Source organism: Micromonospora sp. ATLC20 (assembly GCF_057196585.1).
The window spans coordinates 1-11,827 of the sequence record NZ_JBXUOV010000179.1 but is presented as its reverse complement, the minus strand read 5'-3'; the positions used below and the strand labels follow the sequence as shown (position 1 = coordinate 11,827).

Here is an 11,827-nt window from a genome sequence, read left to right as displayed (position 1 = left end):
GCGCGGGCCAGCCGGCGCGAGGCCACCCACCGGCCGCCCGGCAGCCGCCAGCCGACCTCGTTGGAGCGCAGCGCGACCGGCGTGAACCCGGCCCGGCGCAGCGTGCGGCGCAGCAGCGAGGCGGTGAACGGGCGGATGTGCAGCCACAGGTACGGGTGCAGCGGGTCGACCTGACGTGGCGCCCGCCCGGCGAGGAACGCCAGCCGGTCCTGCACCGGCGCGAGGTTCGGGGTGGTGAGCACCAGCAGGCCGTCCGGCGCCAGCACCCGGTGGCACTCCCGCAGCAGCGCCAGCGGGTCGTACACGTGCTCGATCAGCTCCCCGGCGAGCAGCCCGGCGAAGCTGCCCGCCCGGAACGGCAGCCCACGGGTGGCGTCCAGGCAGACCGGCAGCGCCCGTCCGCAGGCCGCCGCGCGGGCGGTGCGCAGCGCCGTCTCGGCCGTGTCGGCGAGCACCACCGGGCCGGGCAGCGCGGCCGGGTCGAGCATGCCGCGCGGCCCGCAGCCCAGTTCCAGCACCGGTCCGCGGCCGGTCACCCCCTCGGCCATCAGCCGGGCCGCGACCGCGCGGCGCACCCGGTGGTACGGGTCGTCGACGTACCCGTCGACCTCGGCGCCGTCGTGGTAGCGGCGGTGGTTGGCGTGCCTGCCGTGCGCCTGCGCGCGGTGCGACGACGTCCCGGTCGGCGGCTCGGCCATCACCCCTCCACAGCGGACGCCGGCCCCGTCGGCGGCGTCCGCTCCAAGCCTCGCACCGCTTCCGCCTTCCAGGGTGTACATCCGCCCGGGGTACGCCGACGCGGCGGCCGGTGGTCCGGCCGCCGCGTCGATCGGGTACGTCAGACGGCCGGTGCCCAGTCGAGCCGCATGCTGTCGTCGTACTCGTCGCCGGGGATCCACCACGGCTCGCCGAAGCCACTGGTGAAGACGATGATGTTGCCGCCGTCGGCGTCCGGGTTGCTGTCCGGGACGGACAGCGCGGCGCAGTAGCGGCCGTCCGGGGAGAACACCGGCGAGATGATGAACCGCGGTTCGTCGGTGAGCATCTTCAGCCCGGTGCCGCCGAGCCGCACCGACGCCAGCGACAGGTTGTGGCGTTCCTGGTCCAGGTACCACCGATTGGTGCTGAACACGATCCGCTGGGAGTCGGGCGTGAAGACCGCGTGATCCGCGAACTCGCCCGGTACGCGCTGATAGACCAGTCGCGCCTTCCCGGTGGCCAGCTCCAGCACACGCAACTGCCCACCGTTGGACCGGCTGAACCACTCCGTCACGATCATCGAGCCGTCCCGCGACCAGTTCGGACGCGCCATGTGGTGCCCCTCGACGAGGACCCGGCGGGCGCCGGTGGCCACGTCAACCGCTACCAGGCGGGAACCGCCGATCACCAGGGCCACCTCGGTGCCGTCCGGCGACCAGGTCGGCCACCCGTAGTGGACGCCGAACGGGTCGGTGATCAGCGTGCGGCTCTCCCCGGTGACCCGGTCGTACAGGTCGAGAGTGAGGTCGAAGGCGGGACCGGGCTTCTGGCCGATCACGGCCAGGTAACGCCCGTCCGGCGAGGCGGCCGCGTCGGCGCCCCGGGGCAGCAGCGCCTGCGGGGTGGTGCGACCCGGATTGATCTGCAGCACGCCGGGGCTGCCGGTGACGATCCACGGCCCGTTGACGCCCGCGGCGGCCGAGGCGGCCGGTCCGCCGACCAGCCCGGTCGCGGTGGCGGCGCCGGTGAGCGCGGCGGCGCGCAACAACGTACGACGGTTCATCGTGGTCATGCCGTCACCTCCGTGGGGATCGCCGCGGCCCAGTCCAGCCGGGTGCTGTCGTCGTACTCGTCGCCGGGGATCCACCACTGGTCGCCGAAGCCACTGGTGGACACGATGATGTTGCCGCCGTCCGGGTACTCGTTCTCCGGCGGGATCGACAGCGCGGCGCAGTAGCGGCCGTCCGGGGAGAACACCGGCGACAGGTAGAACCGGGGCTCGTCGGTGAGCTTCTTCAGCCCGGTGCCGCCGATGCGCACCGACGCGAGCGACTGGTTGTAGACCTCGCGGTCCAGGTGCCAGCGGTTGGTGCAGAAGACGACGCGCCCGGAGTCGGGCATGAAGACCGGCGAGATGAACGTCTCGCCCGCCACCGGCGTGTAGACGGGCCGCACCGTGCCGGTCGCGAGTTCCAGCACCCGCAGTTGCCAGCCCTGCGAACGGCTGCGCCACCGCAGGACGATCATCGAGCCGTCCCGGGACCAGTCCGGGTCGGTCATGGAGTGCCCCTCGACCAGCACGCGGGTGGCGCCGGTCGCCACGTCCACGGCGATCAGCCGGTCGTTGTCCTGCCCGGTGACGAGCGCGATCTCGGTGCCGTCCGGCGACCACGTCGGCGCGCCGTAGCGGACACCGAACGGGTCGGCGAGCAGCGTGCGCTTCTGGCCGGTGACCCGGTCGTACACCGCCACGAACGGCTCCAGCGTGCCGTCGCCCGAGCGGGCCGTGTTGACCCAGGCCACGTACCGGCCGTCCGGCGAGGACTTCGCGTGGTCCCCGTTGGGCAGCAGCTCCCGCGGCGTGGTGCGGCCCGGGTCGACCTGGAGCACACCCCAGCCGACGCTGACCAGCCACGACCCGTTCACCACGTCGGCGGCGGCCGGTGCGGCGGACGCGGCGTGGGGCGCGGCGGCCACCCCGGTCGCGGCGGCGAGCCCGGTCAGCGCGGCGGTACGCAGCAGGGCACGACGATTCAGTGCGGTCATTCGACAACCCCCGTGAGAGACGTGGCCCCCACCCTCCCGAGTGGATCGACGCACCGGAATCGGACGAGCGGTCGCTTCACGTTCGGCTGCTCGTCCATCACCGCCGGTGAGCCCACCGGGGACCGGTACGCTCGCCCCGATGACCTCCGACGCGCTGCACCGCGCCCTCACCGAAGCGGGCGACCCGCCGCTGCTCCCGCTCCCGGGCGTGGCGGTCGAGCTGCTGGCCGCCCTCGCCGCCCCGCCGCGCCTCGGCGCGCACCTGCGGCTGGTGCACGATGTCGCCTGGCACCTGACCGCCGCGTTCGCCGACCGGTTCGCCGCGGTGCCGTTCGACAGGCAGGCGGTGCTGTTCGGCGCCGCCGTGCACGACCTCGGCAAGGTCGAGCATCCGGCCGAGCTGACCGGCCCGGGGTCGGCGCACGAGGAGGCGGGCTACCAGTTGCTGCTGCGCTTCGGCGTACCGGAGGAGCGGGCCCGTTTCGCCGTCACCCACGCCGCCTGGCACTCCCCCGGCGTGCAGCTGGAGGACCTGATGGTCAGCCTCGCCGACAAGGTGTGGAAGGGCCGCCGGGTCACCGATCTGGAGCAGCTCGTGGTCGACCGGCTCGCCGGCATCACCGGCCAGGAGCGCTGGCAGACGTTCCTGGACCTCGACGACGTGCTCGCCGAGCTGGCCGCCGGCGCGGACCGCCGGCTGGCGTTCCAGGCCGAACATCCGGTGTACGGCTGACGCCGGACCGACGGCGGCGATGAGTCCGGCGCCGGCCGGTGGTCTGCCCTGGGTCGGTGTTCTCCGATCTCCGGGAGGAAGCATGAGCACAAGCGAAGCGCGGGGCCGGGTGCGGGCGTTCGTCACCGTGTCCCTGGACGGCTACGTCACCGGTCCGGACGACCACGCCGGCCAGGGGCTCGGTGTCGGCGGCGAGCGGCTGCACCACTGGGTGATGGGTGGGCCGTGGACGTACGACACGCCACGCGAACCCGGCACCGGCATGACCGGTGCGGACCGCGCGTACTTCGACGAGCTGCTGGCGGGCGTCGGCGCCGCGCTGTGCGGCCGGGGCATGTACGACGCCGCCGGCGCCTGGGGCGGCCGCAACCCGTTCGAGGCGCCCCTGGTCGTGCTCACCCACCGCACCGCCGACCAGCCCGACCCGGACGCCGGTTTCCTCATGGTCGACGGGTTCGACGCGGCGCTGGCGGCGGCCCGGCGCACGGCCGGTGACGGCGCGGTGGTCATCGGCGGGGGCGCCGACGTGATCCGGCAGGCGCTCGCGGCGGGCGTGGTCGACGAGCTGGGCCTGTCCACCGCGCCGGTGATCCTCGGTGCCGGGAAGCGGCTGTTCGAGGGCTTCGACCGCGACGTCGACCTGAAGATCCGTGCGGTGCACCACTCGCGGTACGCCGTCCACGTCCGCTACGCCGTCAGCCGCCGCGCGAGCGATACCGATTGACTTTCGATAGCTTCCGCGCGATAGTCGATGCATGCTTACGGCGCAACGCGCGGTGACACCACTCCGCGCCTTCCTGGTCCTGCTGTTCGCGATCCTGGTGCTGTTCCAGACCATGTCGCTGCCCGGGCAGTTCGCGCACATGGCGCGCGAGAACCCGGACATGGCGTACCTGCGGTGGCCCGCCACCGCGGTGACGATCTTCTGGGTGCTGTGCGTGCAGGTGGTGATCGTCTGCACCTGGCACCTGCTCACCCTGGTCAAACGCGACCGCATCTTCACCGAGGCGTCCCTGGGCTGGGTCGACGGGATCGTCTGGGCGGTCGCCGCCGCCTGGGTGGTGCTCGTCGGCGTGTTCGGCTACGTCGGCTTCAACGCCGACGATCCGGGCCTGCCGCTGCTGCTGTTCCTGCTGGTCACCGGCGTCAGCGTGCTGGGGCTGCTGATGATCGTGCTGCGCGCGCTGCTGCGCCAGGCCACCACGCTGCGCACCGACATGGAAGCGGTGATCTGATGCCGATCGTCGTGCGCATCGACGTGGAGCTGGCCAAGCGCAAGATGAGCGTCGGCGAGTTCGCCGAGCGTGTCGGGCTCACCCCGGCCAACGTCGCCGTACTCAAGAACGGCCGCGCCAAGGCCGTCCGGTTCAGCACCCTGGAGGCCATGTGCCGGGTGCTCGACTGCCAGCCCGGCGACCTGCTCGAATGGGTCCCCGACGAGGAGGAGCGATGAGACACCTGGCCGCCGCCGTCGCCCTGCTCGCCGTCGTGCTCGGCGTCGCCGGCTTCGTGTACGGCGAGGCCGACGACTCCCCCGGCCTGCAGCTCCTGTCCGCGCTGCTCGTCATCGGCGCGGTCGCCATCGGCGTACGCGTCGCCCGGCGTACCCGGTAGGGCCGGCGCCCCCTCGACGCCGGCCCCACCTCTCAGCCCTTCACGCAGACGACCTGCTTGAGGTGGGCGACCACCTCGACCAGGTCGTCCTGCTGGGCCATCACCTCGGTGATGTCCTTGTACGCGCCGGGGATCTCGTCGACCACACCGGCGTCCTTGCGGCACTCCACCCCGGCGGTCTGCGCGGCCAGGTCCGCGGTGCTGTACGTCCGCTTCGCCTGCCCCCGCGACATCCGCCGCCCGGCGCCGTGCGACGCCGAGCAGTACGCGTCCAGGTTGCCCTTGCCGCGCACGATGTACGAGCCGGTGCCCATCGAGCCCGGGATGATGCCCAGGTCCCCCTTGCCGGCCCGGATCGCGCCCTTGCGGGTCACCAGCACGTCCACCCCGTCGTAGCTCTCCTCCGCCACGTAGTTGTGGTGGCAGGAGATCGGCTCGTCGTAGCCGACGTGCGGGAACGCCTCCCGGACCACCTGGCTCAGCAGTGCGAGCATGACCGCCCGGTTGCGGCGGGCGTACTCCTGCGCCCACCACAGGTCCCGCCGGTACGCGTCCATCTCGGGCGTGCCGGCGAGGAACACCGCGAGGTCCCGGTCCGGCAGGTCGGTGTTGTGCGGCAGGCCACGCGCCACCGCCATGTGCCGCTCGGCGAGTTCCTTGCCGATGTTGCGGGAACCGGAGTGCAGCATCAGCCAGACCCGGCCGTCGTCCGGGCCGCCCTGCTCCAGGCAGACCTCGATGAAGTGGTTGCCGCCGCCGAGCGTGCCGAGCTGCCGCTGCGCCCGCGTCTCGAGCTGGGCGACCTTCCGGTCCAGCGTGCCGAACCGCCGCCAGAAGTCGTCCCAGCCCGCCTGCTCCAGGCCCCGGATCCGGCGCGGATCGACCGCGTCGTCGCGCATCGCGAAGCCGACCGGGATCGCCGCCTCGATCGCCGACCGCAGCGGCGCGAGATCGTCGGGCAGGTCGGCGGCGGTCAGCGAGGTCCGTACCGCGGACATGCCGCAGCCGATGTCCACGCCGACCGCGGCCGGCGACACGGCCTGCCGCATCGCGATCACCGAGCCGACCGTGGCGCCCTTGCCGAAGTGCACGTCCGGCATCACCGCGACGCCCTGCACCCACGGCAGCGCGCCGATGTTGCGCAGCTGCCGGGCCGCCTGCGCCTCGATCGCGTACGGGTCGGTCCAGACCCGGACCGGTGCCCGGGTACCGGCCAGCGGGGTGAAACCCATCGTCGTCTCCTCGCTCATGTCCGTCTGAGATAGGTGCCCCGGACACGGAGAACCGCCCGGCTCCGGTGTCGGGGCGGGCGGTTCGCGCGGATCGTCGCGCCGGCGCTATACGCGCCACCACCCGGGTTGCCACTGCCGTCGCCGGCCCGTGCCCGGTTCGGGCAGCAGGACGCCGGCGCGCGGCGCTTGCCGCTCGGCGCGGGTGCGGTTCTGCTGCGACACGGCAGGCTCGCTGGTGGATCGGATCGACGTTGCCCGCTCACCGTACGGCCGCCCCGCACGAGCGGCAACGCGATATCTCTTCGGGCGCAGTGGCGACAGCGGGGGCGACGGACGACGCACCCCGCCTCGCGACTCCAGGAGTGCCGGGCGCGCCCGGCGGCCGGCTGCTAGCCGGCGTGTGCCACCGGGTGGCGGCGCATCTCCTCCATGAACGGGTAGCGCGCGGTCAGCTCGGCGAGCGTGATGCCGGCCCGCCAGGCGGCCGCGACCTGCGCGACCTGGAGCAGGTCGGTGGCGTCGCCCCGGGCCTGGACGTCGCCGTCCACCCGCAGGTCGATCATGAAGTAGCGGGCCTGGGAGCCGAGGCTGACGCAGACCACGCCCCGGGCGGAGGTCATCTCGGCGCAGGTGAACCGGCTGCGCCCCTGCTCGGGGGCGGTCACCTCGCCGACGTCGAGCTGGTGCGCGGCGGCGGTCGCCACGAGCGCGGGGGCGAGACCGCCGGGCTCGACCAGATCCGGGTAGAGGCGCACACCCAGTGCGGCCGACACGTCGCTCATGACTGACTCCCACTTCCTCGTGACAGAGACCAGCAGCGCGCAGGTTACGGGTGTGTTTCCGGCACGCACGGCCATCTTTTCCCGTGCGACCGTCCCGGGGCAATAGGAACGCCCTCATCGAACCCCTCCGAGGTACGCTGCCGCCTCATGGCGCTGATCCGGTGTGACTTCTTCTCCGAGGCGTTGGGCATGGGCACGTCGATGACGGTGCTGCTGCCCGATCGCGGCGCGGCCGGGATCGGCGTGCCGGGCGCGGCCGCCGACGGCGACCCCCCGGTGCTCTACCTGTTGCACGGCCTGACCGACGACGACACGGTGTGGACCCGGCGTACCGCGATCGAGCGGTACGTGGCGCCGCTGGGCCTGGCCGTGGTGATGCCGCAGGTGCAGCGGAGCTTCTACTGCGACGAGGCGCACGGCAACCGGTACTGGACGTTCCTCAGCGAGGAGCTGCCCGAGGTGTGCCGGTCGTTCTTCCGGCTGTCCGACCGGCGGGAAGACACGTTCGTCGCGGGTCTGTCGATGGGCGGCTACGGTGCGGTGAAGTGGGCGCTGCGCCACCCGGCCCGGTTCGCGGCGGCGGCGAGCCTGTCCGGCGCGCTGGACGTGACGCACCGCCGCCACCATGCGACGCATCCGGTCGACCCGGCGGTGTGGCGCACCGTCTGGGGTGACGGCCCGGTGCCCGCCGACGACGACACGGTGGGGCTGCTGGAGCGCTCCGGCGACGACCGGCCGGCGCTCTACGTCGCCTGCGGCACCGAGGACTTCCTGTACGAGGACAGCCTGCGGTTCCTGGACGTGGCCCGGCGGCGCGACGTCCCGGTCACCGTCGACTTCGGTCCGGGTGACCACGACTGGGCGTACTGGGACGCGCGGATCTCCGACGTGCTGGCCTGGCTGCCGCTGCGCACGCGCTGACCGGTGTGCGCGGGCGCCGAGCGGGCTCAGACGCCCACGGTGCCGTCGATCGCCTCGCGGATGAGGTCGGCGTGCCCGTTGTGGCGGGCGTACTCGTGCAGCATGTGCAGCATGACCAGGCGCAGCGAGACGTCCTCGCCCCAGCGGGCCTGGTGACCTGTCACGTCGAGCGACTCGGCCTCCCGTTCGATGCGCCGGGCGTGCTCGATCTCGCGCCGCCACGCCTCGAACGCCTCCGCCACGTCGGCGTCGTGGGCGTCGTACGCCTGCTGGAAGTCGCCGCTGTCCGACCACACCAGCGGCACGTCCTCGGCGGCGATGACCCGGCGGAACCAGGTGCGCTCCACCTCGGCCATGTGCCGGACCAGGCCGAGCAGGGACAGCGTGGACGGCGGCGACGCCGCCCGGCGCAACTGCTCGTCGGTCAGGCCCTCGCACTTGAGGGCCAGCGTGGCCCGGTGGAAGTCGAGGAAGGCGCGCAGCGACTCCCGCTCGCCGGCGAGCAGCGGCGGGCCGATCCGTTCGGTCTCCATGAGCGTCGAGCCTAGCCGCGATCGATCTTGGTGGGACGACCGCGTCACCGCAGTGACGAACCGGCCACCGGGAAGTCGAACCAGGTGTCCGGGTACGGCTCGTCGACGTACCGGTAGTGCCACCACTCCAGCGGATAGTTCTCGAAGCCCTGCGCGGACATCAGCCGGCGCAGCAGGTCCCTGTTGTTCCGGGCGGTGTCGCTGATCCGCGCGTCGGCGGTGTGGGCGCGCGGGTCGAAGCAGTCGAACCCGGTGCCCATGTCGATCGAGTCGTCGGCGAAGCGGCGCCCGGCCGGGTCGGTGCAGGGCACGAGCGCCTGGCCGGGCGTGTACGCGGGCTGTGGCGGCCCGGAGACCGGGACCAGCGTCAGGTCGACGGTGCTGCCCCGGCTGTGCGCGGTGGGCGCGCCGATGTAGCCGTCGGCGAACAGCCGGTCCTTGGGTACGCCGGGATAGAACTCGCCCTTCATCCGCTGCTCGCCGGGGAGTTTCGCCCAGGCGACGAAGTCGTCGGCGGCGCGCTGCGGGCGGTAGCAGTCGTACACCTTGAGGCTGTGCCCACCGGCGAGCGCGGCGGTCTGCACCCGGTGCAGCGCCTGCGCCGCCGGGCGGGTGAGCAGGCAGCGCGGCTCGGCGTACCCGTCGATGGGACGGCCGACGAAGTTGTGCGGTCCCGCGTACCGGATGTCGGTGCGGACTGTGGGGTCGACGGTGGTGAGGTCCACGATGTCCGCCGGGGCACGCGGGCCGGTCGAGGTGGGTGACGGCGGCGCGGACGGCGACGGCGACGGCGCGGGCCGCTGGCAGGCGGTGGCGAGCAGCGCGGCCGCGACGGCCAGGACCGCCGTCGCGCGCTTGCCGGTGCCCATCCGCCGTGTCTACCAGCCCGGGCGGGCCGGCATCGGCGGAACCGGTGGTCAGCCGCCCAGCACGGTACGCAGGAAGTCGACAGCGGCGGCGTCGTCGTCGATGGCGCCCGCCTCGTGGCCGTTGAACCGCCACACCGTCAGGTCCTTGTCGCCCCGGTAGTCGTGGTAGGCGGCGTAGACGGTGGACGGCGGCGTGATCTCGTCCATCAGCGCGACGGAGAACCGGGCCGGCACGGTGGCGCGGCGGGCGAACGCGACGCCGTCGACGTAGCCGAGCGTGCGCAGCGCCTGCTCCTCGCGGTCGCGGTGCACCGCGAGGTAGTCGCGGATCTCCCGGTACGGCGTGGCGTCGGTGATCGTGACGGCGCGCGGGATGTCGCAGAGGAACGGCACGTGCGCGACCGCCGCGCGGACCCGCGGGGCCAGCGCTGCGGCCGCGAGCGCGGCGGCGCCGCCCTGACTGTGACCGAGTACGGCGATCCGGTCCGGGTCGACGCCCGGCAGCTCGCACGCGGCGTCCACGGCGCGGACCGCGTCGGTGAGGAAGCGCCGGTAGTAGTACCGGTTCGGGTCCTCGATGCCCCGGGTGGCCATGCCCGGCGCCTGCGGTCCGGCGGCGGCGACGTCCGGTGTGTCGCCCCGGCTCCACCCCGAGCCCTGACCGCGCGTGTCCATCTGGAGGTGGGCGAAACCGGCCGCGGACCAGAGCAGGTTCTCCAGGGCGTGGCCGCGGCCGCCGCCGTACCCGACGTACTGCACGATCGTGGGCAACGGCTCCGTCGCGCCGCGCGGCACCCGCAGCCAGGCGCGGATCGGCTGGCCGGCGAAGCCGGGGAAGGTCACGTCGAAGACGTCGACACCGGTCAGCGGCGTGGGCAGCGGGGTCGCGGACACCGGGTCGCCGCACGAGCGCGCCTGTGCCAGAGTGTCAGCCCAGAACGCGTCGAAGTCCGGAGGCTCGTGCAGGTCGCTGCGGTAGGTGCGGAGTTCGGCCTCGGTCAGGTCGGTGAACACGCCTCGGTTTTCCTCGTCGTTCGTCGGGGGTGGACGGCGAGCCGCCGGAAGATGACTGGCGCATTTCCGGAACGTTTCCGCAACTCGTGCGAACGCTAGGGCCGGTCCGGCCTGTCGTCAAGCCCTCGCCGTACGGCAAGATGTGCGTGGGGCGGGACGGTCTACCGGTCGGTTCCGGCAGCCGGCGAAGGGAACACGGGTGAGCGCGGACGACGAGCGCAGGGTGACCATCACCGCGATCGCACGGGAGGCCGGCGTCTCGGTCCCGACCGTGTCGCGCGTACTGAACGGGCGTTCCGACGTCGCACCGGACACCCGGGAGCGCGTCGAGGAACTCCTGCGTCACCACGGTTACCGGCGCCGCGGCAGCCGTACCGTGCGCCGGGCGGACCTGGTCGACCTGGTCTTCAACGACCTGGACAGCCCGTGGGCCGTGGAGATCATCCGCGGCGTGGAGGACGTCAGCCACGCCGCCGGGGTGGGCACCGTCGTCTCGGCGATCCACCGCGAGTCCAGTTCCACCCGGCAGTGGCTGCACAACCTGCGCGCCCGCGCGTCCGACGGCGTGATCGTGGTGACCTCGCACCTGAGCCCGGCCGTGCAGGCGCAGCTGCGGCGCCTCAACGTGCCGGTGGTGGTGGTCGACCCGGCCGCCGGCGTGGCCGCCACCGACGTGCCGGCGATCGGCGCCACCAACTGGACCGGCGGACTGGCCGCCACCGAGCACCTGCTCAAGCTCGGCCACCGCCGGATCGGGTTCGTGGCCGGCCCGCCGCACCTGCTGTGCAGCCGGGCCCGGCTGGACGGCTACCGGGCCGCGCTGGCCGCCGCCGGGGTGGCCGCCGACGACCGGCTGGTGCAGCCCGGCGACTTCTACCACGCCTCCGGGTTCACCGCCGGTGGCGCGCTGCTCGACCTGGACGACCCGCCGACCGCCATCTTCGCCGCCAGCGACCAGATGGCCTTCGGCGTGTACGAGGCGATACGCCGCCGCGGGCTGCGGGTCTGCGACGACGTGAGCGTGGTCGGCTTCGACGACCTGCCCGAGGCGCGCTGGGCCTCCCCGCCGCTGACCACTGTGCGCCAGCCGCTGGTCGAGATGGGCCGGCTCGCCGCACGTACCGTGCTGCGGCTGGCCCAGGGCGAGGAGATCGACTCGCCCCGGGTCGAACTGGCCACCGAACTGGTGGTGCGGGACAGCACCGCAGGACCCGCCGCCCGCTGATCCGGGCCCCTGCTTTCACTCCTGTTCCGGAATTTCCGGCTCCCGCAGCGCCGACCCGGTCGACATGGCCACCACGGCGGCGTTGCGGCGCCGCCGGGCCAGCAGCAGCGCTCCCCCGGCCGTCAGCACCGCGCCCACCGCCACCGTCACGCCCGCGCC

At 73.3% G+C, this 11,827-nt stretch carries 15 protein-coding genes; 7 read left to right on the top strand and 8 right to left on the bottom strand.

Annotation, left to right across the window (positions count from 1 at the left end):
• The 3 genes from AC2CHG_RS26095 to AC2CHG_RS26085 form a co-directional block, all read right to left on the bottom strand.
• Nucleotides 1-698 (bottom strand): methyltransferase domain-containing protein (locus tag AC2CHG_RS26095; RefSeq protein ID WP_484525781.1); only part of this gene is annotated, 698 nt, incomplete at its 3' end.
• A gap of 140 nt (nucleotides 699-838) precedes the next feature.
• The gene (locus AC2CHG_RS26090; protein WP_357211191.1) at nucleotides 839-1,771 is read right to left on the bottom strand and encodes a TolB family protein; all 933 of its coding nucleotides are present in this window, start codon (nucleotides 1,769-1,771) and stop codon (nucleotides 839-841) included.
• On the bottom strand, nucleotides 1,768-2,745 hold the full coding sequence (locus AC2CHG_RS26085) for a TolB family protein (protein ID WP_484525780.1): 978 nt from the start codon (nucleotides 2,743-2,745) through the stop codon (nucleotides 1,768-1,770). The genes AC2CHG_RS26090 and AC2CHG_RS26085 overlap by 4 nt, the downstream gene beginning before the upstream one ends.
• Nucleotides 2,746-2,884: 139 nt before the next feature.
• Here AC2CHG_RS26085 and AC2CHG_RS26080 point away from each other — a divergent pair, with 139 nt between their 5' ends.
• The 5 genes from AC2CHG_RS26080 to AC2CHG_RS26060 all read left to right on the top strand — a co-directional run bounded on the left by AC2CHG_RS26080 (nucleotide 2,885) and on the right by AC2CHG_RS26060 (nucleotide 5,092).
• Complete coding sequence (locus AC2CHG_RS26080; protein ID WP_366623903.1) at nucleotides 2,885-3,478, top strand: HD domain-containing protein; 594 nt, start codon at nucleotides 2,885-2,887, stop codon at nucleotides 3,476-3,478.
• Between the two features lie 82 nt (nucleotides 3,479-3,560).
• Nucleotides 3,561-4,202 (top strand): dihydrofolate reductase family protein, encoded by a 642-nt coding sequence (locus AC2CHG_RS26075; protein WP_484525779.1) that lies wholly within the window; start codon nucleotides 3,561-3,563, stop codon nucleotides 4,200-4,202.
• A gap of 31 nt (nucleotides 4,203-4,233) precedes the next feature.
• A complete protein-coding gene (locus AC2CHG_RS26070; RefSeq protein ID WP_484525778.1) occupies nucleotides 4,234-4,713 on the top strand; it encodes a DUF2975 domain-containing protein in 480 nt (159 codons plus the stop codon).
• Complete coding sequence (locus AC2CHG_RS26065; RefSeq protein ID WP_030499989.1) at nucleotides 4,713-4,931, top strand: helix-turn-helix domain-containing protein; 219 nt, start codon at nucleotides 4,713-4,715, stop codon at nucleotides 4,929-4,931. Before AC2CHG_RS26070 ends, AC2CHG_RS26065 begins: the two co-directional genes overlap by 1 nt.
• On the top strand, nucleotides 4,928-5,092 hold the full coding sequence (locus tag AC2CHG_RS26060; RefSeq protein ID WP_262011650.1) for a hypothetical protein: 165 nt from the start codon (nucleotides 4,928-4,930) through the stop codon (nucleotides 5,090-5,092). The genes AC2CHG_RS26065 and AC2CHG_RS26060 overlap by 4 nt, the downstream gene beginning before the upstream one ends.
• 32 nt (nucleotides 5,093-5,124) lie before the next feature.
• Here AC2CHG_RS26060 and AC2CHG_RS26055 read toward each other — a convergent pair whose 3' ends face one another.
• Together AC2CHG_RS26055 and AC2CHG_RS26050 are read right to left on the bottom strand one after the other, a co-directional pair.
• Nucleotides 5,125-6,324: an RtcB family protein gene (locus AC2CHG_RS26055; protein WP_484525782.1), complete on the bottom strand. Its 1,200-nt coding sequence runs from the start codon at nucleotides 6,322-6,324 to the stop codon at nucleotides 5,125-5,127.
• 389 nt (nucleotides 6,325-6,713) lie between these two features.
• Nucleotides 6,714-7,106, bottom strand: coding sequence for a hypothetical protein (locus tag AC2CHG_RS26050; RefSeq protein WP_013286540.1), 393 nt, complete (start codon nucleotides 7,104-7,106; stop codon nucleotides 6,714-6,716).
• A gap of 147 nt (nucleotides 7,107-7,253) precedes the next feature.
• Between AC2CHG_RS26050 and AC2CHG_RS26045 the strand changes: the two genes are divergently transcribed.
• The gene (locus AC2CHG_RS26045) at nucleotides 7,254-8,027 is read left to right on the top strand and encodes an alpha/beta hydrolase (protein ID WP_484525777.1); all 774 of its coding nucleotides are present in this window, start codon (nucleotides 7,254-7,256) and stop codon (nucleotides 8,025-8,027) included.
• 26 nt (nucleotides 8,028-8,053) lie between these two features.
• On the opposite strand, the gene AC2CHG_RS26040 is transcribed toward AC2CHG_RS26045, so the two are convergent.
• From AC2CHG_RS26040 to AC2CHG_RS26030, 3 genes are read right to left on the bottom strand one after another with little or no spacing between them, the layout of a single operon-like run.
• Nucleotides 8,054-8,560, bottom strand: coding sequence for a DinB family protein (locus AC2CHG_RS26040; RefSeq protein WP_484525776.1), 507 nt, complete (start codon nucleotides 8,558-8,560; stop codon nucleotides 8,054-8,056).
• Nucleotides 8,561-8,604: 44 nt separating this feature from the next.
• Nucleotides 8,605-9,429 (bottom strand): M15 family metallopeptidase, encoded by an 825-nt coding sequence (locus AC2CHG_RS26035; RefSeq protein ID WP_484525775.1) that lies wholly within the window; start codon nucleotides 9,427-9,429, stop codon nucleotides 8,605-8,607.
• A gap of 48 nt (nucleotides 9,430-9,477) precedes the next feature.
• Nucleotides 9,478-10,443, bottom strand: a complete 966-nt coding sequence (locus tag AC2CHG_RS26030) for an acetylxylan esterase (RefSeq protein WP_484525774.1) — start codon at nucleotides 10,441-10,443, stop codon at nucleotides 9,478-9,480.
• A 199-nt stretch (nucleotides 10,444-10,642) separates the two neighbouring features.
• On the opposite strand from AC2CHG_RS26030, the gene AC2CHG_RS26025 reads away from it, so the two are divergent.
• Nucleotides 10,643-11,668, top strand: coding sequence for a LacI family DNA-binding transcriptional regulator (locus tag AC2CHG_RS26025; RefSeq protein WP_355508845.1), 1,026 nt, complete (start codon nucleotides 10,643-10,645; stop codon nucleotides 11,666-11,668).
• Nucleotides 11,669-11,827: the final 159 nt, after the last annotated feature.